Origin of the sequence: Methanosarcina sp. UBA411, assembly GCF_002495725.1 — an archaeon.
In the GTDB taxonomy this organism is placed as follows: domain Archaea; phylum Halobacteriota; class Methanosarcinia; order Methanosarcinales; family Methanosarcinaceae; genus Methanosarcina.
In genome coordinates this window covers 109,493-133,572 of sequence record NZ_DAGK01000020.1, presented here as the reverse complement: position 1 = coordinate 133,572, position 24,080 = coordinate 109,493, and the positions used below count along the sequence as shown (strand labels likewise).

Here is a 24,080-nt window from a genome sequence, read left to right as displayed (position 1 = left end):
AAGCGCGATAAGAAGTTAGTGGATTTGTTCTATTGTCATCGACTATCTGATTTTCAGATAACCTCCAGTACCTCTTGTTATCTTAATATAGATCTTTATGAATACTGATAGATATGAAAATGCAGATTAACGGAAAGGCTGTAGAATCGTACAGCGGCGAGTTTTTCGATATCATAAACCCGGCAACAGGTGAACTTATTGACCAGGTTCCGAAAGGCACGGAATATGATGTGGAGATAGCGGTTGAAGCTGCATCTTCAGCTTTTAATTGTTGGGCTTCCACATCTCCGCAGCAAAGAGCCAGGATTCTTTACACAGCTGCAGGAGTTGTAAGACAGAGGAAGGACGAACTTGCCATCCTGCTTACCCGGGAACAGGGTAAACCTTTTGCCGAATCCAAAAACGAGATTGAAGGTTTTGCAAATGTCCTTGAGTATTATTGCGGGCTTGTAAGCAGTTTTCACGGAGATTTCATTCCGGTTCCACAAAATGGGTACTCTTTTACCATAAAGAAGCCTTTAGGGGTCTGTGCAGCCATAATTCCCTGGAACATGCCTGCGCTTATTATGGCATGGAAGATAAGCCCTGCCCTGATTGCAGGAAATACGCTTGTTCTGAAACCTGCAAGCAATACTCCCCTTACTAACCTTACCCTGGCTTCTATCCTGAGTGAGGCAGGACTTCCTCCAGGTGTGATCAATATCGTTACAGGCCCTGGTGAGGTTGTGGGAGAAAGTCTTGTTAAGAACCCTCAGGTGAAAAAGATCTCCTTTACTGGAGAAGCCAGAACCGGGAAGCGTGTAGCCGAACTTGCAGCCGGTGGGATGAAAAGAGTAACCCTTGAGCTTGGGGGGAGTGATCCCATGATCGTCTGTGATGATGCAAATCTTGAGACCGCAGTTTCAGGGGCACTTCGGGGAAGATTTTACAATTGTGGACAGACCTGTACTGCTGTAAAGAGACTGTTTGTTTTTGAATCTGTAGCTGAGGAGTTCATAAAAAAACTTGAAGCAAGTATCCGGAACTTAAGGGTTGGAAATGGGCTACACGAAAACATTGATATGGGACCCCTTAATAACTGCAGGCAGCGGGAATATATAAAAGAGCTTGTGGCAGATGTCGAAGAAAAGGACGAGGGAAGAATAGTTGCAGGAGGCAGAGTTCCAGAGGGCAGCGCCTACAGCAGGGGATATTTTTTCGAGCCCACTCTTGTTGTAGATGTACAAAGGGAATCCAGGCTTTTGAAAGAAGAAGTATTTGGCCCAGTATTGCCTGTAGTGCAGGTAAAAAACCTTGAGGAAGCAATTGAAGAGGCAAATAATACCTGTTATGGGCTTGGGGCCTCTATTTGGACAAAAAATATTGATAGAGTCCGTACAGGGTGCGAACAACTGAATGCAGGAATTATCTGGATAAATCAGCACCTTAAGGTCGCTCCTGAAGTTCCTTTCGGTGGTGCCGGAGAGAGTGGAATAGGAAAAGAAAATGGGCCTGATGCTCTATCTGAATATCTTGATCTAAAAGCATTAATGCTAAAAATTTGAATGTAGTAGTGCTAAAAAATTGATGCACTGAGCAAAAATAAGCTATGAAAAAGCCCTGTCATTTAAGAACAATAAAATAAAGATTTTTCGATGAGCCAGTTAATATGCAGCTCATCGGGCTTTTTTGAATACCGTATCAATAAATTACAGAAATACTAAGTTCTACAATTTACTTTTTATAATATTTAGGCAGAAGCTGCATGAATTCGGAAGCTTCCATAACCGGCACGCTGTCAATTACGCAGATATCCGACCAGGGCAGATTGAAAGCTCCATAAGCCTCGGCACTTTCTGCTTCGTAAAGAATATAATACCGGTTTCCAGAAAGGTCAACCCATTGGTTTATGATATTGATTCCGTCTGGAATTTCCAGTTTCTTAAAATGTTCAAGGATCTTATCGCGGTTCGAAGGGTCCCAGGTACTAACGTCCATGAATAACATCTTTTACCACTCCTCTTATTTTCACGCTGCCAATACCCCTTCCCGGAAGCCAGGGCAGCTTTTTACAGCATCCGAGATCTCTTTTTGAGAGCCAAGCTCAAGGGAAAACAAGTCTATTCTCCTGCGCCATCTCCACAAATGCGGATTTGACCAGCACGCCCCCAAATGCCGATTAACGGCAGAAGTCCAGATTCTTTAGAGTATTACTGTCTTTTCCTAATCCATCATTTCTTAAATCCCCGTGAATGATAAATCCGGAAGGACAGGTAATCATGCAGAACTTCTTTCTGCACGCAGATACAGACAGTATATTATCATCCCTTTGTCTATATAATAGTTCGTCCTAAAAGACTATATTAAGTCCGGAAACTTCTTCAAATGCACAAAACTTCTAATGAATATACAGGAAATGAAAATACAGGAGGTACCTCTCTCAGTCGAGCCAGCAAACCTCGCATTTATCGTCTTTTTTCATGAAGAATTTTGCAGCTTCAAACCCGGCTTTTACAGAGCCGTTCATGCTTCTTTCCGGGTAATTGGTTGATGAGAACATTCCTGCCAGGTAAAGCCCGGATGGTCCTGGAGCAAACGGCAGAACCTTTTCAAGGTATCCCTGTTCATACACAGGGGCAGTATCCATTCTGCGGAAGAGTTTTGCCCAGTGGATATTAGTCCTCGAAAAATCAGGAAACATCTTTTCCAGACCCTTCAGGTAAGAATCCAGGACTTCTTCTTCCTTCTTTAGCCAGAGAGCATCGTTTTCATCCTGGAAATAGGAGGTCACATAGACAAGGTGCTCTCCATAATCCTCAAAAGGCATAAAATTGGTATGCTCGATTACGGCTCCAAAAGGCACGTCAGCTTTTATATTCAACCAGTAATTTCCATCTTTCATAAGCCCTTTGTCAAGGCCTATAAGTGCACACGCAGTTCCCTGATAGCGGATGCTTTGCAGAGTTGTGTGAAGGGCTCCAAGCTTGCCTTTTGTGAGGGCGTCCAGTACCCTGGGTTCAACCGTTGAAATCACAGCATCACAGGGCATGAAATCCCCGTCCGTGACCACTCCTTGCACTGTGTTGTCCTTAATTACAATTTCCGTTATTGCTTTATTCTGTAAGATCCTGCCCCCCTGTGCAGTAATTTCCCTTCCCAGAGCTTCTATCAGGGAATTGAACCCTCCTCTCAGGTACCCCAGTTTTTCTCCTTCACTTCCTCTATCTGACCTTATTTTCACACGCCCTATGAGCCAGGCTGCAGAAACATTTTCGGCATTTTCACCGAATTTGCTTTTCATGAGAGGAGCAAAAAAGTTTTCGTATACAGATTGTCCCGCAGTATCAAGAATCCAGTCTTTCGCCTTTATTCTGTCGTAGGAAGTCGTATCATTTATTAGCTTTATCCTAAGCACCAGCAACCCAAGTTTTACCAGATCCGTAAACGAAAGAGGTTTAAATCTTAGAATTTCAGCAGGAGTATTCATAGGATAATTTTTACCGTCTACGAAATAGGCATTTTTCCCCTTAAGCCACATCATTTGACTTTCAAGTCCTAATTCCCTTATCAGGTCAAGAAGTTCCGAATCGCTCCTGAATATATGATGATAATACTTCTCTATAAAATATTTTTTTCCTTTATAGTCCTGGCAATAACTTGCGGCCATCCCCCCAATTTCTTCATCTTTTTCAAAAATAACAATTTCATTCGATTTGCAGAGCTTGTACCCGGCTGACAACCCTGCAAGCCCACTTCCTATTATTACGATTTTCATATCCAATTTTTCCCTTATCTGTTTTAGCTTTTAAACAGAATCTTAATGTCCCTTAAGATTTCAAACAGATTCTAGACCCCTTCTTAGTATGAAAACTGCTAAAGTTTTATATCTCTTTTTCCCAAAGCCTCGTATAACCAATATTCCTTTAAAAATCTCTTAGCATATCGATATGCTTAACCGCTATATATGCTTTGAAACTTATATTAGAGAAGAGGATATATTAATTGAGAGATACCTCCGGATAATCCCGGAGGCTTGAGGGATAAAGGGGTGTATTACGACCAGGAAATAAACTCCGTTTTTGAAAAACTTGGGGTCTCAGAATCAGGTTTGAGTTCTCAGGAAGCAGAAGAAAGACTTAAAAAATATGGCGAAAATGAACTTGAAGAAAAGGAAAAAATCTCGATCCTGAGGCTTTTCATTTCACAGTTTACAAGTATATTAATTGTTATTTTGATAATTGCTTCTATCATTTCGGTCCTTCTTGGGGAGCTGATCGATGCTGCAGTGATTCTTTTTACAGTTTTTCTTGCAGGCATTCTCAGCTTCGTGCAGGAATATCAAGCCGAAAAAGCCATTGAACTTCTAAGGTCTCTTACCTCTCCAGAAGCGACTGTTATAAGGGATGGAGTCGAAAAAGAAATTCCTTCAAAAAAGCTCGTTCCTGGAGACATTATTCTGCTTCAGACTGGAGATCGCATTCCAGCGGATGCCAGGGTCATTAAAGGGTTTAATCTCAAAACTGACGAATCTTCCCTTACGGGAGAATCCGTGCCAGTTCAGAAGAGCACTGAAGTCCTTCCTTCCGAAACTCCTGAATCTGACAGGGTAAATATGGTTTATACAGGAACTTCAGTTGCTTACGGAAGAGGCAGTGCGATTGTTACCACAACCGGGATGAATACTACTTTTGGGGAACTAGCCGGGCTTCTGGGGACAATAGAGAGAGCCAGAACTCCTTTACAGGAAAGCCTTGACAAGTTTGGTAGATGGATTGGAGCTGCAACTCTTATAATTGTGGCTTTTGTTGCAATGCTTGGTGTTTTTTACGGTTTTCCCCTCCTTGATATGTTTTTATGGGGGGTTGCCCTTGCGGTTGCTGCAATCCCTGAAGCTCTTCCTGCAGTTGTCACAGTAGGGCTTGGGCTTGGAGTAAGGCGTATGGTCAAAAGGCACGCCCTTGTGAGAAAACTGCCGTCTGTAGAAACGCTCGGAGCCACAAACGTTATCTGTTCGGATAAGACAGGCACACTTACCCAGAACAAAATGACAGTTGAAAGAATCTGCGTCAATGAGCAGATTTTAAAGATTACAGGAGCAGGATATTCTCCTGAAGGAGAGTTTTTTAAGGGAAATGTAAAAGTTACTGGAGATGAACTTCATCTTCAGACTCTCTTGCTGGGAGCTGTTCTTTGTAACGATGCTGACTTTTTTAAAGAAAATGAGAAATGGGAAATTAAAGGAGATCCAACTGAGGCAGCTCTTGTGGTTGCTGCGGCAAAGGCAGGGCTTCGTAAAGTTGAGCTTGATCAAAAGTATTCTCGTCTTGGAGAAATACCCTTTTCCTCTGAAAGAAAAAGAATGACCACCTTCAATAAACTGGAAATCGAGTCTGAAAGCTTTCCTGTTAAAGGTCTTATTGCTTTCTCAAAGGGAGCCCCTGAGGTAATTCTAGGCTCATGTACGAAGATTTTTCTTGATGGTGAAATTAAGGCTTTATCTCCCGAAATAAATAAGTTGATTGCAGAAAAAGTCAGGGAAATGGCTGACCAAGCCCTCAGGGTCATGGCTCTCTCATTCTGCCCTCTGGATGAGGATCTGTTTCTTGAAAAGACTTCTTCAGGAGAAATCCCTTCAGAAGAAATTGAAAAAGATATGGCTTTTTTAGGTTTAATGGGTATGAGAGACCCCCCAAGAGAGGAAGTAAAGATTGCAATACAGAAATGTGCAGATGCAGGCATTAAAACCGTAATGATAACAGGAGACCATAAGATTACGGCGTCTGCAATTGCAAAGGAACTCGGGATTTTAAAGGAAAACGATCTCACTCTTACAGGTTCAGAACTTGATAACCTTGGGGATGCCGAGTTCGAGGAAAAAGTCGAAAGGATTTCGGTTTATGCCAGGGTTTACCCTACCCATAAATTGAGAGTAATCGATGCCTTTAAGAAAAAGGGCTATGTCGTGGCGATGACAGGGGATGGGGTAAATGATGCTCCTGCCCTTAAAGCTGCAGATATGGGGATAGCTATGGGGATTACAGGCACGGATGTCAGCAAAGAAGCCTCAAGCATGATCCTTACGGACGATAACTTTGCGTCCATCGTTGCAGCAGTTGAGGAAGGGCGAAATATATTCAAAAACATAAGAAATTTCATCACTTACGGGCTCTCAGCTCATAGCGGTGAGGTTTTCATAGTCCTTATTTCTATTCTGGGATGGCAGATCCTACCTCTGCTTGCGGTTCAGATCCTCTGGATTAACCTGATTACAGACGGGCTTCCTCCAATGGCTCTATCAGTTGAGCCTCCAGACAATGGTATTATGAGACAGAAGCCAAGAAACGTTGAGGAAGGGCTTATCACCCGGCGAGAAATTACAGCCGGGTTGGGACTCGGAGGGCTAATTGCTCTTCAGGCTTTAATCGTTTTAACCTGGGCGGTTGATAGTGGTTTTCCACTTGAGAAATTGCAGACTCTGATTTTTACCCTTGTGGTTTTTTCAGAAATGTTTAATGCCTTCAACTGGAGGTCTGATCGTTACTCTATCTTTTCTCTGGGTCTTTTTACAAACAAACCTCTAGTTTATGCAGTTCTGATCACAATAATCCTGCAACTGATGGTAATTTATGTTCCTTTTCTCCAGACTGCGTTCAGGACTGTTCCACTTTCTCTGTCTGAATGGGGAGTAGTACTGGCTCTTGCTTCTACCACGCTCATATCTATGGAACTTGTAAAATATTTCTCAAGGAAAAGTTCTCCGGGGAAAAATCCCGGAAAAACGAATTCCGATCATATTTATGATTTTTGATCAGATGTCTATGCAGATTTTAATTCCAAAACTTGTCACTGCCTACCCCTATCCCTTCGTCTACTGGCTTGAATTGCCCATTTCATACAAGCTGGGGAAATAATAATGGATACAATTACCATCAAGACCATTGCCGAAAATATTTCCTGGTTAATTATTTGCAATTCTCGTCCTATAGTGAGTATCACAAGCTCGATTCCTGCTCTCGGCATAACCCCTATGCCGAAGATCAAACTTTCGTAAGAATCGAAGCCTATCGCCTTTGACCCGATAAAACCTCCTGCTAATTTTCCTAAAAATGCTGCAAGAATAACTAAAAGAGTAAAACTGCCTGCGTTTCTCAGAGCATACGGATCAATTAAAAACCCTATAAACGCGAAAAAAATAGGGATTAAGATTCCATGAGCCAGCCCGTAGACTTTGCTCTGGATATCCTGGAGTTTGGCAAGGGGAATTTCCGACAGCACTATACCTCCTGTAAATGCTCCTATTGCTGGACTCAGTTCGAATAATTCTGCGAGATATGCAGAAAAAAGAGCTATTATAATCACCAGGGAAAATACAGCTTCTTTTGCATGCATCTTTTCCGCGTAAATAAAAAGCCTGGGAAACAGGTAATTTCCAAGGATATACATTATTAGTAGAAAAAGCAGGATCTTTCCTGCGATGATAAGAATCACCAGTACCGGAGGAATACGGTTAAAACGGGCAAAGTTGACAACAACTGAAAGGAAAAAAAGCGCTATAATATCGTCCAGAAATGCAGATGAAAGTATTGCTGTCCCAGGTCTGCTAGAGAGGTAGTTTAAGTTTATAAGAGTTCCGAGTACTACTGCTATGCTTGTTGGGTTGAATGCTACTCCCAGAAAAAAGCTTTCAAGAAAATTGAAGTCAAAGACCCTTCCAAGCGCGAAGCCGAAGATAAAAGCAAAGACTATCTGGAAGAGGGTCGGAACAAGTGCTGTTATTGATTCAAATTTGAGGTTCTTAAGGCTCACTTCATTATATCCGGCAGTGAAAAGTAGAAAAATAGATCCCAGTTCAGCAAAAAAAGTTATTATATCGGTTTCTACATCAAGAAAAAGAGTTCCAAGTAAGACTCCGGCCAGAATCTCTCCCGTAACTGAAGGGATACCAATTCGCTCTGCAGCTTCCCCTAAGATTTTGACACTGATAATCAAGAACAGTAGTTGAAGTAGAGCACTCACTACTGCTGGCCCCCACATTTTACTTTTAATAATCCTTTTTTCTGGTAATCTTGGTTTTATTTTCTTTTTCCCGAGAAGTCTGGATTTTAATTTGTCTTTTCTCTCAGCTTTTGGTTTTTCTTCTGCAAATCTCTTCTACAATGTCTCTCTTGGACACTATTCCTACAAGTCTATTACCTTCAATAATGCAGATCCGATCCAGCCTGTATTTCATCATGAGGTCGGAAGCATCCTTAAGTGTGGCGTTTAAAGAGATTGTTATCGGATGGGTAATCATAATCTCTTTTGCTGTTTCTCCAAGTGACCTAATTGCCGTAATTAGGGTATGTTTTTCTCTGGGCACCAGGCACAAAAGAAGGATTTCAAGAACGATATCGAGATCTATAATGCCCACAAGTTCATTTTTATCATTCACTACAGGCAGGATATGGTAAGGATATTTTCCATAAAGAGACAAAATCTCTTCCACAGGTGTGTTTTCGTAGATTTTTACAACCTCTCTGGTCATGAGTTCGTCAATTGTCATCCAGAGGCAGGTTTCAAATCTTTCGTTTACAGATTTGGGTGGAGGACTGGGTTCAGGAGAATTCCGATGCTTGCCAGAATGTTTTCCTCTCTTCTCTCTATCTTCTGTCTCTTCTTCCTTTCTACTGCCCCGAGGAAAATTCCTCCTTGAAAAGCTATTCTCCAGCTCAAAAGTTCTGTCCACATTCGCCCCCACTTAAAAATTCCCCCCATTTACATATTTATTCCTTTTACATGCTTTTATTTCCCTGCTAGTAAAAATTTAATTTCCCTTCCCTGAGACATTATCTATCCTTCTCAAGTTTTTTATCATAGTAAAGGGTAAAGTTTTTTCCAGGGCGTAAGGAGAAAATATATGAGGCATACTTCTCTTCCGGAAGTACCTCATACATTTGATATGCTGCAGGCACGATTACTGCATCGTATTCCGTATTAGCAGGAGTCTCTGTATAATATGACGCTTTTTCATAGTCCCTTAAGTACCAAGGCAGGGGCCAGTAAAGATTTTCGGGATCTACAACGGCTATCTTTAGAGTTTCAGGCCCCTGATTGAATCCTTCAATTTTCTCCATAACTTGCCGGATATCCGGAGATGACTGTGAATACGTCATCAGTTCATTAGGCTCCATGCTCCTGTAAAAATTTACGGAAATACACTGGGTCAGGGATATTATCAGGGTAAGTGCTAGAATTCCAACGACAAGAATATGGGCTCTTGAATATCTTATCCCGGAAGCAGAATTTTTGCCTGTTCCGGAACTCATGTCTTCTATGCCTGACAAATTCTCCTGTCTTCGTCTAGGCTCCCTGGAAAAGAAATCCCCAAGGTAAGCCCCTGCCAGAATCCCGAAGGGAAGGACAATGTGTACAACAAGCCAGGGGACTTTTTCCTGGAGATAAGAATAGAGCAGTAAACTCGCAATTGCCCAGTAAGATACAAACAGGAAAAAGGAGGCATTTTTCCCCTTCTTTCTCAGAAAATGGACAATACCTGCAGTTCCGAAGATCAGAATCGGACTTTCGTATACAAGAAGAATAGGAATATAATAATAAAAAGGGCCCCCTATACGTTCAATTCTGTGCATCTCCATCCAGTGGGAAAAAGCTCTTCCCACAATTGAAAAAATAGTCTCCGGGATTCTAAAAAGGCTTGTGTAGAATATCATCATTATAAAAATGAATAGAGTGCCTGAAATCAGAATTTCCGGCAGGAATGGGGAAATAGCCGAGCTTTTAAGAAAAATGGCCCTTTTAAGGCTCAATTTTTCTTTTTTCCAGCCGGAATAAAACCTGTATAAAGAATAAATCCCTGCATAAGCTCCGAACATGAGAATGATTAGATAAGCATTCTCTTTTGAGGATACGGCAACAGCAAGAGACGAAGCGGCAAGGATTAGATATTGGTATCGCTTTGGGCTGTGAAGGTTCTCAAGGTAGCGAATACCCCCTATAACAGTAGCCAGAGTACAGAAAACAATGATTAGATCATTCCTGAAGAATCTTGAGAAATATACCATACTCGGAGAAAAAGATAGCAAGAAGACCGACCAGAGTACACCTCTTTTCCCAAGTTCCTTCTTAAGTAAAAAGATCAGGAGGACTGTCGCTACTCCGAAGAATACAGGGATCAGGCGTGCGGTTGTGTCGTTTATCCCCAGAAAGTGAAAGATAACTGCTGTAGAATGGAACAGAAAAGGGCCATGATAAGCCGGATCATATTTATATTGCCCGGTTTCTAGAAGTTTAAGGGTAAAACTGGCATGTACGCTTTCATCGTGATGAAATACTCGATCCCCTAGGTCAAACAATCTTATTAACAGGGCAAAAAGGAGGATCAGAAATCCCAGTATTTTATATTTTTTTTCAGAAAGCCCTGGTGAGTTTTCGATATTGTAATCCTGACCTTGCTGCATTATTCCCCAAACCCTTAAGTGTAGCTGTTTCTTTATAAGCATACATATATTTAAGGAATAGGATGGAATAGTCTCTCATGGCTGAGGTAAAAATCAAATTATTTGCAAATTTACGTGAAAAGGCAGGCGCATCGGAGCTGCAACTGTCGGGAAAAAAGGTTATTGATATCCTTTTGTCCCTTACTGAAAGATATCCCGAGTTAAAGCATCTTATTTTTGAGAAACCCGAAGGAGAAAGTGAAGTTCCTGTTATGTGCGGTTCAATTAATGTCCTTATAAACGGAAACAATGTCCGGCATCTTGACGGGCTTGATACCCTTCTTTCGGATGGCGATGAGCTTGCAGTCCTGCCTCCTGTTTCAGGAGGCTAATTTTTTCGGGAAGGGAGATCATGGGCAGGATATTCAAAGAGCGAACTTCGGTTGATCAAGCTTTGAAACTTTTTCTCGAGCATATTTCTGCTCTGAAGAAAACAGAAGAAATTTCACTCGAAACCTGTGCAGGCAGGGTACTTGCAGAAGCTGTAATCTCGGAAAGGAATGTGCCTCATTATCGGCGTGCTGCTATGGATGGGTACGCGGTAAGGGCTTCCGACACTATGGGAGCTTCTCCTACAAATCCGGTAATGCTGCAGCTTTCTGACCGGATAGAGGAAGGAAGTACGATCTGGGTCCATACCGGGGCTGCAATGCCTGAAGGAACCGATGCTGTCGTAGTGGTTGAGGATACCTCTACTACAGGAAACCTTGTCGAGATCAGAGCTCAGGTCTACCCGAACAGAAATGTAGGACAGATCGGAGAAGATATAAAAAAAGAAGATAGGGTTTTTGAAGAGGGACACTTTCTCCGCCCGTGTGATGTAGCTGTGCTGGCATCTCTTGGGTTTGATAGGGTGAAGGTTTTCGAAAAGCCTGTTATTGCAGTTATTCCTACAGGAGACGAGCTAGTAAGCCGTAAAAAGAGCGTGGGTGTTCCCCCTCCGGGTATGGTGCTTGAGACTAATGGGCTAATGTCGGTCCTTTATGTGAAAAAATGGGGTGGGATTCCCCGATATCTCGATATAGTGCCTGATAACCCGGATAGTATAAAAAAGGCCATAGAATCGAACCTGGATGCCGATATGATCATTCTTTCAGGCGGAACTTCAGTAGGAAAAAGAGATCATGCCCCTGAGGTTGTAGCGTCTCTCGGAGAACTACTCGTACATGGCATAGGCGTCAGTCCTGGAAAACCGGCAGCTCTTGGAATTATACACAATATCCCTGTCGTTTGTCTGCCCGGTTACCCTGTTGCCAGCCTTGTTGCCCTCTATTTCTTTGTCCGCCCTGGTCTAAGGAAACTGGCCGCAATTCCGGAGGCTCCCGAGCTTATTCTTAAAAGGCGTCTGGCTGCAAAAATCAGTTCGAAAATAGGATACGTTAATTTCATCCGCGTTGTCTTTGAAGGAGATAGGGTTCGTCCTTTAACAGGAGCCAAATCCGGGGTTCTGAGTTCAGTTGCAAAGGCTGATGGGTATGTCCTTGTGCCAGAAAACATTGAAGGGTATGAAGAAGGAGAAGAGGTAGATGTCTTCTTAATCGAGTAATACTCTCTTTTTCTCTCAAAATACCTTTTTTGACCTTATTGTTTAGTCTTATTGTTTTATGGAAAAGAGTTACAGTAATTTTTATTCTACTTCTTTTATGAAAACAGGTTAAATTATAGGTGAATTACCCTTCTTTTCTCCTTCGAAGTTCCGGAAGGACTCTTCCCCTTTCTTAGATAAAGTTTTATACTTCAAGGGCTAATTAAGCAGAGAAACCCGACCTAAAATATTCTTATCTAAAATGTTTTGAGCTAATTGTTCAGACTAAAATCTAAATTTTCAAGCGATTCTTTAAGTGAAAAATTATGCCTTCCACGTATAAAGATCTGGATAAGATTTTTCTCATAGGGGTCGGTGGGTTCCTTGGAGCAATCTGCCGGTTTTTACTCTGTGAGCCCATGGAAGAACATCTCGGTACCCTTTCTGTGAATGTGTTAGGAAGTTTTCTGCTCGGCCTGATAATGTACGACACGGAGTATATTGGGTTTATAGGCCCAAAAGGAAAACTTGCTTTCGGGACCGGGTTTATTGGAGCCTTTACAACATTTTCCACGTTTGCAGTTCAGTCTTTCAACCTACCCTTTCTCCCTGCTCTAGGAAATATTAGCGTCAATCTGTTTCTTACCCTAGCTGGTGTGTTTATGGGAAGGAGTACAATAAAAGCCCTTTCAGGCAGGGAGGAATAAAGAGATGTTCTCCTTTCCAGGACTGGGAAAACTCTTTTTGATAGGTATGGGCGGTTTCATAGGGGCATGCCTTAGATATATGGTTTTAAGCCGAGTTCCCAGGATCAAGAACATCCCTGCAGGCACACTTACCGTGAACCTCTTAGGTACTATTATGCTTGCCATTTTCACTTTTTCTTCTGAGCCCCAATCTATGGTTTATTTTGTAAATATGGGAATTTTAGGTTCTTTTACCACGTTTTCTACCTTCGCGTATGAAACTTTCAAATTGCTTGAAGAAGGAAAAAATCTCTCGTTTTTCCTGAATATTTTTCTTAACGTTGCACTCTGCCTTGCAGGGGTAAGCATTGCATACCTGGTTGTCGGTTTGTGAGCTTGAAATCGCCCAAACCCATAATGGAATCACGAAGTAAGTACAATGTAAATGCTTCTAAAAAGCTACTTTATAAAAACGAAGACTTCAAAAGAAAATTCAAAAAAGTTAAGTTGAAAAATAATTAAAAAAGTTAAATTAAAAAGCTCTTAAAATCACTTTACAAGAGCTTTTGCAGATCTTCTGATAAAGCGCCTCTTGTGACCTGAAGAAGTGAAGCGCTGTGCAGGTCCTGGGTGTGCTTTTTGAGCCTGTGACTTCTGGACCTTGATTACTCTGCCTTTTCTGCCTTTTACTTTTACCCAATCAATACTGCCGGTTTTGCCCATTATCATTCCTCGTTAAACTTTAATTTTAATATTCTCTGAATTTATTTGTAATTTATCACGTAATATATCCAGGTATTCGCTTATTGCTGGACACTGCCGGTTGCCGCGGATTTTTTTCTTCTCCTCGGCAGGGCCTCAATAAACAGATATTTAAGCAGGTATTCCCTGGTTCGATAGTGTTAAATCGATAATTCTCAATGATTTTGAAGAATATCTAATATTCCTTAAAAGCCTGAAAGTGCGAAATTATAAATGTCATCAAGCCTTGAGTTTATCATAAAAAGAAATGCTAGTAATTAAATGTTACGGACATTGGATTAAAATCAGGTAGACTTGCAGGATTCTTTTCTTAAAAAGGTGATTAGCGTAAAAAAGAATGACATTGAAACAAGGCTTGCAGATGCACGGGAAGAACTTGCAGGCGTAAAGAAATTTCCTGACTCTGAATTTATAGGCATTATTAAAGAACTGGGATTCAGGTGTGAACTCTGCGCACGCTGTTGTACCAAAGAGTTTAACGACCACGTTTTCCTGCTAGATACCGATCTGGCCATTATAAGGCAGATAACTCCGGATTCCATCACTCCCGCTCCTTATTACGAGTTTTGTGACCAGAAGGGCAGGTTTTATGTCTCAGGTTACGCCCTGAAAACAAAGCCAGACGGTTCATGTATTTTCCTTGAGAATAAGCGCTGCAAAATTTATGACAAACGTCCTTCAATCTGCAGGGTTTATCCTTATATGCTCCATCGGGAAGCTGACGACTCAGGCAAGGTGGACTGGCGCCAGATAAGCGGCTTAAACGAGCATGGAAGCTATTATTCCGAACTTGACAACTCCGAATGTGAAGCAATTGCGCGAGAAACCAGGGACTATGAAGAGGCTTACCTGATACAGATGATCGGGTTTCTTGAAGCTGTGGAAGCCCACTTCAGAAAAAACGGCCTGAAACACGTTCAAAGCATATATGACCGCAAAATACGTGAATTTCTTAAGGGCAAGTGCGAACTTGAAGTGTTTGTATGCTATAAGGGCGGGTTTGAAAAATGCGATCTCAAGCCTGATGCTGATTAATAACGGAATCTAATAGATAAAAAAGCAGATTTAAAAATTCAAACAACTGTTTAAATGAAAAAAAGGGATTATAAATATTATCTTCCTTTTTACCTTGCTTTTTTGTCTTTTACCTTCCATTTAAGGAGTATCCCATCTTCGATTTTTTCGGCTGAAGACAGCTCCAGCTCAGGGATTTCAGTTTCTGAAAATCCTTCTCCGTCAGTGAAAGTTGGGGCTGTAGCGCCGCCTATAATAAGGTTTCCTATAAAGGTGTAAATTTCATCAACAAGGCCTGCAGAAAGCATTCCCCAGTTGAGGGTTGCTCCTCCCTCTACCATAAGTGTATTTATACCCATTTCCTTTAATCTTACTGCAAGCTCAGGAAGGTCAACTTTTTCAGTCCCTGCTTTAATAACGAGAGCTTTTTCTTCCAGTTTTTTTATCTTTTCGGCAGGAGCAGAATTTGAAACTGCGATTATCTTCATTCCCTCTCCTTTTTTGAAAATATCGGCATCAAGAGGAGTCCTTGCTGAACTGTCAACAATAATCCTTACCGGATTTTCACTTTTTCCAGCAGCTTTTCTCGCTGCTCTTCTTTCTGGAGACTTTACAGTTAAGCTCGGATCGTCTGAAAGGACGGTTCCTATTCCCACCATAATTGCATCTATTTGGGCTCGGAGTTCGTCGACCCTTTCAAAATCAAGTTTTCCGGAGATTCTGACCTGTTTTCTTTTTTTTGTTGAGAGTTTGCCGTCGGCTGACATGGCAGAATTTATAAAAACAAAAGGTCTGTCCATTTTTCTAGCTCCTGAAAAAAGTAGCTTAGGAGGTGTTTCTCGGGAAACTTGCCTCCTTTCTTGAAAAATTCTTGAATAGGCATCAAATAGCCTTATTTTTTTCTTAAACAGTTTTTTTCTTCTTCGCTTCAAGTTAAAAGGTTTAACAATTCTTTGAAACGAAATTTAATCTGAACTTATTCGATTTCTATTAGAGGCTTCAGGAGATCATGGTCTCTCAAAAGTCCCTGAAGTTTACGGTTTGAATTAATGATCGGGACCTGGTCGATCCTGTTCCGCTTCATTTTCCGTGCACAGTCACTGACCGATGCAATATACGTGGCAGTGATTGGTTCCTTGATCATTATATCGCTTCCGATAAGGTTGGGAACCTTAATTCTTGATACACTGTAATAGATGCTCATGGTGTCTCGCATTGACTCCCAGGTCCAAGCATCGTCATCCTGACCTGCAGACATGTCTGACATCTCTACACTATCTTCAATTATGCTGGCAGCAATAACGTCACGGTCTGAAATTATTCCTACGAGCTCTAAGTTTGCATCGAGTACTGGAACGGCTTTAACAACTGCAAGCTCCATAATCCTGGCAGCAACAGGCAGAGGTGTTTCACTGTAAATTGCAACGACTTCTTTTTCTACATAGTCCTTAATCGGAATATCAATGTTCATATCTGCAATTGCGCCTACAACGTCTGCCACGGTAACAAGCCCTACAAGCTTCCCGTCATCTACTACCGGAAGCCTTCTTATGCCATGTTCCAAAAGTAAGCGTGCTGCAGTCTGCAGATCTGACCCAGGGGATATGGTTATCGGATCCCGTGTCATAAGAAGAGCTAGTTGCTCTTCTTCAGGGTTCTGTAAAAGATTTGTCCTGGTTACAATTCCCACAACTTTAGAATCTTTAAGTACCGGAACTCCTGAAATGTGTTTGTTCTTTAGAATTTTAAGAACTTCGTCCCTTGAACCTGGAAGGGTTGCGCTTGCTACATCCCTTACCATGATATCTTCAATGAAGATGCTTTTTGGCATGTAATCTACACCTTTATGTATTTTGAATCCTGGTTTTCTTCTACTATGTCTCTTCTCTCAAAAGGCTTCCAGTCAACAGAAAGTCTTAACTTTGTTTTTCACTCCGGACTACCAGGACAGGGACTTTCGAGCCTCTTACTACTTTATCCGCAACGCTCCCCATCAGAAATCTGTCGAGCCCGGTTTTGCCAAGGGTACCTACAACTATCAGATCAACATTATTTTTCTCTGCAAAATCTATAATCTCATTGCTTGGGTGACCTTCCAAAATCATTTCTCTAACTTCAACTCCTGAGACCTTTCCGCGTTCCTTTACCACGGATATTGCTTTCTCCCCCTCTTCTCTCAGGATATTATACATTTCTTCCCAGCCCGCATCCATAGGTATCGAAGAAAAAGAAGTCATATCTATTACGTAAAGAGCGTGAACTGTGGCCCCGCTGAGTTTTGCAAGCTCAATACCGTAAGAAATAGCTCTCAGGGTGTTTTCAGATCCGTCTGTTGCAATCACTATGTTCCGGTAAAATTCGCTCATCATATTTGTTCTCCATTTGTTTTACGAATGAAATACCGATAGTATATCATCGGGTCTTGCCCTTCTTGTGATTCCACTTATGGGGTTCTTTATTCCTGCAAGATTATTGGAACTTCCATTCAGGATCATGAGATTAGCTTTATTCCCCTTTTGTATTGAACCCGTAGAATCAGATCCCATTACAAAGGAACCATTAAGTGTACAAATTTTAAATACTTGCCTATCGTCAATTGAATAAATTTTAGACATAAATTCCATTTCAGCAAACATATTTACAGAATTTAACATTACATTATCCGTTCCTGCAGCTACTGTTATTCCAGCTTCCAGCATTTCGGCAATAGGTGCCATTCCCACTCCAGTAATAAGGTTCGATCTGGGACAGACAACAACCGGAATCTTCGCATCAGCTACGTATTCAATATCTCTTTTTGTAGCATTTGTCAAATGAATCAGGAGATCCGGTTCCAGAGACAATGCTTTTTCTATATCACTCGTATCTTTTTCTCCTGCATGGATTGCAAATAATTTTTTGTGCTGTCGTGTAAAAGTAGCAATCTCCTCCAATAATTCGAGATCAAGGTCATTTGCCCCACTCATTCCAAGTCCGGTGGAACGCAGAAAAATCCTTTTTACTTCAGACAGCACGACCTGAAGAGGCAATTCAGGCTCTGCAGGTCTACCCAGTACCATGGAGTGAAGTTTAAGTCCTTCTAGCGCCTTATTCAGAGCGGATACCCCTACAACACCCCCTTCTCTGAAATCAGCAAAAGCACAGGTTCCGGTTTCTATCATGTCCAGCAGGGACTTTCTCATGCACTCGATCAGAGTTTTGTATGGTGTTTCTCTTAATATCTTATGCTTTAACCCGTCAGGAGGCTTTACAAGAGTATCTAGATCTCTTTGAATCCGAAATCCGGAAACTTTTCCCAGAGGGGGATCTTTGAATACCGAATCTCCAAGGTGAGTATGTGCATTGACAAAACAGGGAGCAATTATGTTCGTAGAGGATGTACGCTCTTCCCCAATTTCAGTAATTATTCCTCTCTTTATGCAGACGTAACCCTCAATCGGTTCGAGTTCAGGGCCTGCAATAATTATCCCGGGAATTATCTGTTCAGTGCCGTACATATATACGCACCTCAGCTATCCATTAAGCACCTGTGCTAAATTTGTAGAGCAAATATATACATAATATATAAGGTTTTCTTCAAATTTTTTATGTTATACTCTTTTTAGAATGTATCTTTTAAAGTTTTACTTTTTAAGAATCCAATTTCTGAAAATATGATTTTTTAAGGATTTAAATTGCTTATTACTTTTTTCCTTTTTAAATAGCTTTAATGAACGCCTGTCATTATTTATAATTTACAGTTATTCTGTATTTATTCAAACTATCTTTCCACGTTCTCAGGTTGCTTTATGTTGCTCTTCGAGTTGAAACCATTATCTCTTGAGATAAATAGGTCTTTAATATAAATGCCTCCTTAAAAATATATGCAACATAGTAAATCCATAGTTCTCCGATATTTTTATATATTATTGTGTATATAATATAGTTTCGTCGCATTGTATAGGTCCTTGCACGAGGTAATGGAAAATCCTGACTGTGAGTGTACAGACAACCCCAATGCGGTACATCGATAGTGTGACACTGCGCCCGGCACGAGGGTAACTGAAAGTGACTGCGGAAAACCAGAGGATGAGCTTTCGGAGTTAGTGCGCCAGGGCTACAACACTATTTCTACCCGTTTTCTAATCTTTTCAGATATGCTTTGAGTAATGGAATCTAATTTTTATCTCAGCCTAATATTCCGCTAGCTTGTAGGAGGTGCACCAGCGTAATTTTGATTCCAGAGGACTTCTACAGAGCCAATTTTACCCGTCTGAAATCTTTTAATTTTATATCTTCCATTGTTTCCAGTTATTTCTTTACTTTAATGGGTCAATCCGTTATTGATTTATATAATACCTCCAGAAAGATAATAGATATGTCCTTTGAAGAGGCAATAACAGATCTGGGATCCGGTATAATTGTTGATATAGAGGTTACCCCCGGTTCTAAGTCGATTTCAGTTCCGAACGGTTATAATGAGTGGCGCAAGCGAATTGAAGTAAAGCTAACTAAAAATGCCCAGAAAGGAAAGGCAAACGAACAGCTTGTAGAATGCCTAGCTGAACTCTTTGGAATTAGCAGTTCGAATATTCTTATACACAGCGGGGCAACAAGCAGTAAGAAGTCCTTATTGTTAAAAGGAGTTTCATATCAACAGGCAATTTCAATTTTTGGAGCTTATTTAAAAAAATAACTCCGGATTCAAAAAGACAGTATTTAAAAAAGAACCGGATTTTAAGAGTAACTTTTCTATCTCCTACCAAGCAAAAGGAAGTTCTCTTTAAATTGCAGTTCTTTTACAGTTTTAATTAATAAAAAGGTTGCAGACAACGTGGCTGATGTTGAAACTTACCGAAAAAGGCTTGAAAGAATTGAAGAGATACTCTCCGAACTCTCCGAGTATTCAGAAAAGGGAGCAATTATTATTGTTGAAGGAAAAAGAGATGTCCTTTCACTAAAAAGGCTTGGAATTGAAGGCAATTTTGAACTTGCAACTCAACACTCTCTTTTTAATTTCTCCGAGAGAATTGCCCAGCTTGGTAGCGAAGTGATTATATTAACCGATTGGGACAGACGAGGTGACATACTGGCTATAAAGCTTTCAGGATATTTCCAAAGTTTTGGTTTGAAACCCGAGCTTGAAATCCGAAATAAACTCCGGTTCATCTCTCAGAAAGAAATCAAAGATGTAGAAAGCCTATACTCCTATGTTTCCAAACTGAGAATGAAAACTGGCTCCCGCTCAAATAAGGGTTTCAAATAATTTATATCTTAAAAAAGAAATTTAAGAGTCAAACTCAAAAATTAATATTAAACTTAGTATTTAAATTTGTATTTAAATTTATATCTATAACTGGCGAAGTTCTTTCATTCTTTATGCATGGGATTGGAAGTTTCTCCTTTTTCCTGAATCATTTCCATACTTTGTGGATTCTTCTGATGATTGAATGTTCGGTCAAATTCCGGATATTTTGGAAACTTGCCAGCCAGCTCTTCAAACATTTTGTGTCTTGGACTGATAATGATTATATGAGCAGGAGGATGAATTTTCTTTAACCTACTAATTGCCGCCCCTGCATGATTATTCAATTCCACAAGTGCTGCAGAATTACATTTTGACTTAAGGGATACACCCATTACACTAACAAGAAGTTCATCAGCATAGTTTGGTTCTATGCATTTTGGAGTAGCTGAAAATTGAATATGTCCGTATCGTTCTAGATCATGTAAGGCTATTTTTACCTTATCCGAGTCGTCTGCCCGGACTAATGCGAATGATTTCATTTTTTACACACCACCAATATACTGAAGTTATCCCCATTTCGATATGGATTTACCCCTATAATAATCTTTGTGTATGAGATATGCTGAACAGCCAGGGTTTCGGACATTACTGGTTTCCTATGACCTTTTTAGCGCTTTTACGGCGCTATAAATAGTCTGGGCTCCGGGCTGTAAAATTTATTTCTCTCATTTATGAGATTTTCAAAAATTATAAGGGTTCCTTGCAATTTCTTTTTTCAGATGTAGTATACGCTTCCAGTTATGGAGTCACGTATTCTATACTTATATTCCTCGTATATATATTCGTTTTGAAATAATATCGGCTCTTAGGTGTTTAGAATGAGTGAGTTATAGTTAATCTCTAGATATGGGCAACATAGAAAACAATTCGTTTACAAAAACATATCCAAGAGAGATGTTTTCCTATTTAGAGTGATCACTTTTTAACTGGGTAATTATTTCCAATCCTCCCAAGACAAGAAAACCAATAATATTTCTCAATAAGAAAGTTTTCACCTCCCGATAAGAAATATTTTTTTGAGTTTCTCCATTTCTGGGTTTCTATATATTATTACTTTTTAATTCTATATAATAAGATTCAATTTCACAAATTATATAATTATATTGATTTTACTAAAATTATCAGAGAGTAATTTTATTTGGTTCATCGAGCTACTTAGGGTTAATTGCCAACCTTACTAAAATTAAAAATAAACTTTAATAAGATAAAGCCCTACTTCAGATGAATTTAAAATATAGAACTTTCTTTACTCTCTTTTCTTCCATATCTATTCCTAAACGCAGCGGGAAGAATTAATACATCAACAGAATTATGAGTATATCATTAATATTTAAAGAAAAAAATTATCTTTAGTTTAATTACAATATTCATTACAATATTCAATCTAGTTCAACACTATTATTCAATAATGAATCTGTAATTCAATAATCAGATGTATTACTTATACGCAGTAGCACCAAATCTCCTGTGAGTTGACTGATACAATTGATATATTTGGCTGCTCAGCTTCCGAATTAGGGCATTCAGAAGTTATTATTATCAAATGGTGATTATATGGCTGAAGATATTAAAGCTAAAGTAATAAAGGCAAAAAAGGCATCGATTGAACTTTCTAGTGTCAGTACGGAAATAAAAAATAGAGCGCTTGAGGCCATGGCTCAGGCTCTTGACAATGAAAGGAAAGCTATTCTAGGCGCAAATTCAAAAGATCTTGAATATGCAGTGGAACTGAAAAAGAAAGGGAAGCTCACTCAGGCTCTTGTAGACAGGCTTAAAGTGAATGACTCAAAAATTGACGGAATGATAGCAGGAATCAGAGATGTAATTAAGCTCAAGGATCCTGTAGGCGATACCATTTCTACTCTTGAGCTGGACAAAGATCTTATTCTCTACCAGGTGAGCTGTCCAATCGGCCTTATAGGGGTTATTTTTGAATCCAGACCTGACGTGGTGCCTCAGGTCATGTCCCTTTGCCTTAAGAGTGGGAATGCGACCATCTTCAAAGGCGGAAGTGAAGCAAAAGAGTCCAACCGTACTATTTTTCAGATTCTTGTAAAAGCTATAGAATCTACCGACGGCATGCCGGCAGGGGCTTTCCAGCTTATGGAAACCAGAGAAGAGATAATGGATCTTTTGAGTCTTGATGCCTATGTAGATCTCCTTATTCCCAGAGGTTCAAATGAATTTGTCAAGTTTATCCAGGAAAATACGAAGATTCCGGTACTTGGGCATACCAGCGGGATCTGTCATATCTATGTGGATGAGTATGCAGATCTCGATACAGCCTGGAAGGTCTGCTTCGATGCGAAAGTACAGTATCCTGCAGTCTGCAATGCCATTGAAACCCTTCTGGTAAACCGTAAAATTGCGGATGCTTTCCTGCCGAAAATGGCAGAGATGTACCTTGGTGCAGGGGTTGAATTGCGCTGTGATGAAGACAGTTATACTCTGCTTGAAAAAAGAGGGCTTTCTCCTCTCTCAAGAGCTACGGAAGATGACTGGAGTCTTGAATACAATGATCTTATCCTTTCGATAAAACTCGTTGATACGATAAAGGAAGCCATTGATCACATAAACACGTTTGGTTCCCATCACACCGATGGAATAATAACCGAGAATGCTTCACGAAGAAAAGAGTTTACAGCGCTTGTTGATTCGTCAAGTGTTATGGTAAATGCCTCAACCCGTTTTGCAGACGGCTATCGTTATGGAAAAGGAGCCGAGGTCGGAATCAGTACAAACAAAATCCATTCCCGTGGGCCTGTAGGCATGGAAGGTCTACTGATCTATAAATATATCTTGCTCGGGAAAGGGCAGGTTGTTGCAGACTACGCAGGAGAAAATGCAAAGCCCTATACACACAGGAAACTTGATCTTAAGTTTGAAGATGTAAATTGAAAACCATATTGAAAATTATGATATATTTATATAGCTGAATTGAAATACCAGCGCAAATTGAGTGAAAGCGATGGAACTCCAGATTGCGGCTGTTACTTTATTTCAACTGCAGTTCCAAAATACTTTACGAGGCCTTGTGATTGACAGATAGAAATGAATTCCTCAATGATGTTAATAAAATCGTTCTCAAGATCGGTACTTCCTCAATTACAAAACAGAACTGTGATAGTACAAAAGAAAATTGCAGTATTGATCCTACCTTTATGGAAAGTATTGCAGCCCAGGTCTTTGAACTTCGAAAGCTCGGAAAAGAAGTTATTGTAGTAAGTTCGGGGGCAATAGGTGTAGGACTTTACGAACTAGGCATTGCCCCAAAGCCTCGTGAAATTCCTATCAGGCAGGCAGCGGCAGCGGTCGGACAGAGTATCCTGATGCAGTACTGGAGCGAAGCTTTCTCAAAATATGGGATAAAAGTAGCTCAGATCCTTCTTACTTACGAATTCTATTCTGATCGGGTATCTTACCTTAACCTCAGGAATAGTATCTCCACCCTTCTAGAATATGGGGTAGTTCCCATAATAAATGAAAACGACTGCACCTGTACAAACGAGATTGACGCGATCTTCGGAGATAATGACAGGCTCTCTGCGATGGTTGCAAGCAAAATCGATGCTGATCTCCTGATAATTCTCTCGGATATAGATGGCCTTTTTGACAAAAACCCAAAGACGCACAATGACGCCAGACTCATATCCCTTGTAGAAAAAATCACACCAGAAATCGAAAGTTATGGGGGTGACCCTACTAGCTTCAAGGGCGTAGGGGGAATGAGAACCAAAATAAAAGCTGCAAAGATCTGTAGCATGGCAGGTTGCTATGTCTTGATTGTAAATAGTGAAATTAATGATGTACTTTTGAAGGTTCTATCGGGAGAAGATATAGGCACTCTTTTTCTGGCTGAAAGGCATATCCAGAAGAACCGTGCACGTTGGATCATTCTTGCAAGGGCGTCAGGCACTGTCCGTGTAGACACAGGGGCAAAAGCCGCAATCCTCGAGAAAAATAGTCTTCTTCCTGCAGGAGTTGTCGAAGTTGAGGGAAATTTTGATAGAGGCGATGTGGTTAGGCTTGAGTGCGAAGGCATGATCTTTGCGAAAGGAATTACCGACTACACCTCTGAAGAACTTATGAAAATTAAAGGAGCCCATACCGATGAAATTGAGGGTATTCTGGGCTATAATAATTACAGTAATGTAATAAAAAAAGAGAATATTGGCATACTTAAAGAATTTAATTAACTTTCCAATGTATCCGAGGATTAAAATGATTTTATCGGGATTCTTGAAGGACTTGATGTAATTTCTTGTATTCTGGAATCCCTTATTAATCTGTTAAGTTCCTTTAAACTCTAAATTCCTTTGAATTACCAAATCTCT

At 40.4% G+C, this 24,080-nt stretch carries 23 protein-coding genes; 11 read left to right on the top strand and 12 right to left on the bottom strand.

All coding sequences use genetic code 11. From position 1 onward, the window contains the following. The first annotated feature begins 113 nt into the window (after positions 1 to 113). Positions 114 to 1,544 (top strand): aldehyde dehydrogenase family protein, encoded by a 1,431-nt coding sequence (locus BP861_RS07965; RefSeq protein ID WP_292374207.1) that lies wholly within the window; start codon positions 114 to 116, stop codon positions 1,542 to 1,544. A gap of 169 nt (positions 1,545 to 1,713) precedes the next feature. Here BP861_RS07965 and BP861_RS07960 read toward each other — a convergent pair whose 3' ends face one another. Together BP861_RS07960 and BP861_RS07955 are read right to left on the bottom strand one after the other, a co-directional pair. Further along, positions 1,714 to 1,986: a DUF3303 domain-containing protein gene (locus BP861_RS07960; protein ID WP_292374204.1), complete on the bottom strand. Its 273-nt coding sequence runs from the start codon at positions 1,984 to 1,986 to the stop codon at positions 1,714 to 1,716. 433 nt (positions 1,987 to 2,419) lie between these two features. After that, positions 2,420 to 3,754, bottom strand: coding sequence for an NAD(P)/FAD-dependent oxidoreductase (locus tag BP861_RS07955; RefSeq protein WP_292374202.1), 1,335 nt, complete (start codon positions 3,752 to 3,754; stop codon positions 2,420 to 2,422). Between the two features lie 258 nt (positions 3,755 to 4,012). Here BP861_RS07955 and BP861_RS07950 point away from each other — a divergent pair, with 258 nt between their 5' ends. Next, positions 4,013 to 6,787 carry a cation-translocating P-type ATPase gene (locus tag BP861_RS07950; RefSeq protein ID WP_292374200.1) on the top strand — a complete coding sequence of 925 codons (2,775 nt, stop codon included), beginning with the start codon at positions 4,013 to 4,015 and terminating at the stop codon, positions 6,785 to 6,787. 35 nt (positions 6,788 to 6,822) lie between these two features. Here BP861_RS07950 and BP861_RS07945 read toward each other — a convergent pair whose 3' ends face one another. The 4 genes from BP861_RS07945 to BP861_RS07930 form a co-directional block, all read right to left on the bottom strand. Further along, positions 6,823 to 8,013, bottom strand: coding sequence for a cation:proton antiporter (locus BP861_RS07945; protein WP_292374198.1), 1,191 nt, complete (start codon positions 8,011 to 8,013; stop codon positions 6,823 to 6,825). A gap of 85 nt (positions 8,014 to 8,098) precedes the next feature. Further along, a complete protein-coding gene (locus tag BP861_RS07940) occupies positions 8,099 to 8,521 on the bottom strand; it encodes an HPP family protein (protein ID WP_292374196.1) in 423 nt (140 codons plus the stop codon). 26 nt (positions 8,522 to 8,547) lie between these two features. Then, complete coding sequence (locus tag BP861_RS07935) at positions 8,548 to 8,706, bottom strand: hypothetical protein (RefSeq protein ID WP_292374194.1); 159 nt, start codon at positions 8,704 to 8,706, stop codon at positions 8,548 to 8,550. A gap of 98 nt (positions 8,707 to 8,804) precedes the next feature. After that, positions 8,805 to 10,433: a flippase activity-associated protein Agl23 gene (locus tag BP861_RS07930; RefSeq protein ID WP_292374192.1), complete on the bottom strand. Its 1,629-nt coding sequence runs from the start codon at positions 10,431 to 10,433 to the stop codon at positions 8,805 to 8,807. Positions 10,434 to 10,510: 77 nt separating this feature from the next. Between BP861_RS07930 and BP861_RS07925 the strand changes: the two genes are divergently transcribed. From BP861_RS07925 to crcB (BP861_RS07910), 4 genes are all read left to right on the top strand, one after another. Continuing rightward, positions 10,511 to 10,804 (top strand): ubiquitin-like small modifier protein 1, encoded by a 294-nt coding sequence (locus BP861_RS07925; RefSeq protein WP_292374190.1) that lies wholly within the window; start codon positions 10,511 to 10,513, stop codon positions 10,802 to 10,804. Between the two features lie 20 nt (positions 10,805 to 10,824). Then, the gene (glp, locus tag BP861_RS07920; RefSeq protein WP_292374188.1) at positions 10,825 to 12,018 is read left to right on the top strand and encodes a gephyrin-like molybdotransferase Glp; all 1,194 of its coding nucleotides are present in this window, start codon (positions 10,825 to 10,827) and stop codon (positions 12,016 to 12,018) included. A 305-nt stretch (positions 12,019 to 12,323) separates the two neighbouring features. Continuing rightward, positions 12,324 to 12,704: a fluoride efflux transporter CrcB gene (gene crcB / locus BP861_RS07915; RefSeq protein WP_292374186.1), complete on the top strand. Its 381-nt coding sequence runs from the start codon at positions 12,324 to 12,326 to the stop codon at positions 12,702 to 12,704. A gap of 4 nt (positions 12,705 to 12,708) precedes the next feature. After that, positions 12,709 to 13,077, top strand: coding sequence for a fluoride efflux transporter CrcB (gene crcB, locus BP861_RS07910; RefSeq protein WP_292374184.1), 369 nt, complete (start codon positions 12,709 to 12,711; stop codon positions 13,075 to 13,077). 155 nt (positions 13,078 to 13,232) lie between these two features. Here crcB (BP861_RS07910) and BP861_RS07905 read toward each other — a convergent pair whose 3' ends face one another. Next, positions 13,233 to 13,406, bottom strand: coding sequence for a DUF5350 domain-containing protein (locus BP861_RS07905; protein ID WP_292374182.1), 174 nt, complete (start codon positions 13,404 to 13,406; stop codon positions 13,233 to 13,235). Positions 13,407 to 13,763: 357 nt separating this feature from the next. On the opposite strand from BP861_RS07905, the gene BP861_RS07900 reads away from it, so the two are divergent. Further along, positions 13,764 to 14,480 (top strand): YkgJ family cysteine cluster protein, encoded by a 717-nt coding sequence (locus BP861_RS07900; RefSeq protein WP_292374180.1) that lies wholly within the window; start codon positions 13,764 to 13,766, stop codon positions 14,478 to 14,480. A gap of 89 nt (positions 14,481 to 14,569) precedes the next feature. Here BP861_RS07900 and BP861_RS07895 read toward each other — a convergent pair whose 3' ends face one another. The 4 genes from BP861_RS07895 to BP861_RS07880 form a co-directional block, all read right to left on the bottom strand. Next, on the bottom strand, positions 14,570 to 15,259 hold the full coding sequence (locus BP861_RS07895; RefSeq protein WP_292374178.1) for a 2,5-diamino-6-(ribosylamino)-4(3H)-pyrimidinone 5'-phosphate reductase: 690 nt from the start codon (positions 15,257 to 15,259) through the stop codon (positions 14,570 to 14,572). 176 nt (positions 15,260 to 15,435) lie between these two features. Further along, positions 15,436 to 16,290 carry a CBS domain-containing protein gene (locus BP861_RS07890; RefSeq protein WP_292374176.1) on the bottom strand — a complete coding sequence of 285 codons (855 nt, stop codon included), beginning with the start codon at positions 16,288 to 16,290 and terminating at the stop codon, positions 15,436 to 15,438. An 85-nt stretch (positions 16,291 to 16,375) separates the two neighbouring features. Further along, on the bottom strand, positions 16,376 to 16,828 hold the full coding sequence (locus tag BP861_RS07885) for a universal stress protein (protein ID WP_292374174.1): 453 nt from the start codon (positions 16,826 to 16,828) through the stop codon (positions 16,376 to 16,378). A gap of 18 nt (positions 16,829 to 16,846) precedes the next feature. After that, positions 16,847 to 17,956 (bottom strand): amidohydrolase family protein, encoded by a 1,110-nt coding sequence (locus BP861_RS07880; RefSeq protein WP_292374172.1) that lies wholly within the window; start codon positions 17,954 to 17,956, stop codon positions 16,847 to 16,849. Between the two features lie 860 nt (positions 17,957 to 18,816). On the opposite strand from BP861_RS07880, the gene BP861_RS07875 reads away from it, so the two are divergent. Next, positions 18,817 to 19,134: a DUF167 domain-containing protein gene (locus BP861_RS07875; RefSeq protein WP_394339168.1), complete on the top strand. Its 318-nt coding sequence runs from the start codon at positions 18,817 to 18,819 to the stop codon at positions 19,132 to 19,134. Positions 19,135 to 19,272: 138 nt separating this feature from the next. Beyond that, positions 19,273 to 19,704, top strand: a complete 432-nt coding sequence (locus BP861_RS07870) for a toprim domain-containing protein (protein ID WP_292374170.1) — start codon at positions 19,273 to 19,275, stop codon at positions 19,702 to 19,704. A gap of 104 nt (positions 19,705 to 19,808) precedes the next feature. On the opposite strand, the gene BP861_RS07865 is transcribed toward BP861_RS07870, so the two are convergent. Beyond that, entirely contained in the window at positions 19,809 to 20,225 is a 417-nt protein-coding gene (locus BP861_RS07865; protein ID WP_292374168.1) for a DUF356 domain-containing protein, read from the bottom strand. A 1,075-nt stretch (positions 20,226 to 21,300) separates the two neighbouring features. On the opposite strand from BP861_RS07865, the gene BP861_RS07860 reads away from it, so the two are divergent. Next, on the top strand, positions 21,301 to 22,644 hold the full coding sequence (locus tag BP861_RS07860) for a glutamate-5-semialdehyde dehydrogenase (protein ID WP_292374166.1): 1,344 nt from the start codon (positions 21,301 to 21,303) through the stop codon (positions 22,642 to 22,644). A gap of 140 nt (positions 22,645 to 22,784) precedes the next feature. After that, positions 22,785 to 23,942: a glutamate 5-kinase gene (gene proB / locus BP861_RS07855; protein WP_292374164.1), complete on the top strand. Its 1,158-nt coding sequence runs from the start codon at positions 22,785 to 22,787 to the stop codon at positions 23,940 to 23,942. The last annotated feature ends 138 nt before the right edge of the window (positions 23,943 to 24,080 follow it).

Bases quoted from the DNA above. Each gene is read 5' to 3' on its own strand.
- BP861_RS07965 (WP_292374207.1), top strand. From the start codon at position 114: ATGAAAATGCAGATTAACGGAAAGGCTGTAGAATCGTACAGCGGCGAG.
- BP861_RS07960 (WP_292374204.1), bottom strand. From the start codon at position 1,986: ATGTTATTCATGGACGTTAGTACCTGGGACCCTTCGAACCGCGATAAG.
- BP861_RS07955 (WP_292374202.1), bottom strand. From the start codon at position 3,754: ATGAAAATCGTAATAATAGGAAGTGGGCTTGCAGGGTTGTCAGCCGGG.
- BP861_RS07945 (WP_292374198.1), bottom strand. From the start codon at position 8,013: ATGTGGGGGCCAGCAGTAGTGAGTGCTCTACTTCAACTACTGTTCTTG.
- BP861_RS07940 (WP_292374196.1), bottom strand. From the start codon at position 8,521: ATGACAATTGACGAACTCATGACCAGAGAGGTTGTAAAAATCTACGAA.
- BP861_RS07935 (WP_292374194.1), bottom strand. From the start codon at position 8,706: ATGTGGACAGAACTTTTGAGCTGGAGAATAGCTTTTCAAGGAGGAATT.
- BP861_RS07930 (WP_292374192.1), bottom strand. From the start codon at position 10,433: ATGCAGCAAGGTCAGGATTACAATATCGAAAACTCACCAGGGCTTTCT.
- BP861_RS07925 (WP_292374190.1), top strand. From the start codon at position 10,511: ATGGCTGAGGTAAAAATCAAATTATTTGCAAATTTACGTGAAAAGGCA.
- glp (WP_292374188.1), top strand. From the start codon at position 10,825: ATGGGCAGGATATTCAAAGAGCGAACTTCGGTTGATCAAGCTTTGAAA.
- crcB (WP_292374186.1), top strand. From the start codon at position 12,324: ATGCCTTCCACGTATAAAGATCTGGATAAGATTTTTCTCATAGGGGTC.
- crcB (WP_292374184.1), top strand. From the start codon at position 12,709: ATGTTCTCCTTTCCAGGACTGGGAAAACTCTTTTTGATAGGTATGGGC.
- BP861_RS07905 (WP_292374182.1), bottom strand. From the start codon at position 13,406: ATGGGCAAAACCGGCAGTATTGATTGGGTAAAAGTAAAAGGCAGAAAA.
- BP861_RS07895 (WP_292374178.1), bottom strand. From the start codon at position 15,259: ATGGACAGACCTTTTGTTTTTATAAATTCTGCCATGTCAGCCGACGGC.
- BP861_RS07890 (WP_292374176.1), bottom strand. From the start codon at position 16,290: ATGCCAAAAAGCATCTTCATTGAAGATATCATGGTAAGGGATGTAGCA.
- BP861_RS07885 (WP_292374174.1), bottom strand. From the start codon at position 16,828: ATGATGAGCGAATTTTACCGGAACATAGTGATTGCAACAGACGGATCT.
- BP861_RS07880 (WP_292374172.1), bottom strand. From the start codon at position 17,956: ATGTACGGCACTGAACAGATAATTCCCGGGATAATTATTGCAGGCCCT.
- BP861_RS07875 (WP_394339168.1), top strand. From the start codon at position 18,817: ATGTCCTTTGAAGAGGCAATAACAGATCTGGGATCCGGTATAATTGTT.
- BP861_RS07865 (WP_292374168.1), bottom strand. From the start codon at position 20,225: ATGAAATCATTCGCATTAGTCCGGGCAGACGACTCGGATAAGGTAAAA.
- BP861_RS07860 (WP_292374166.1), top strand. From the start codon at position 21,301: ATGGCTGAAGATATTAAAGCTAAAGTAATAAAGGCAAAAAAGGCATCG.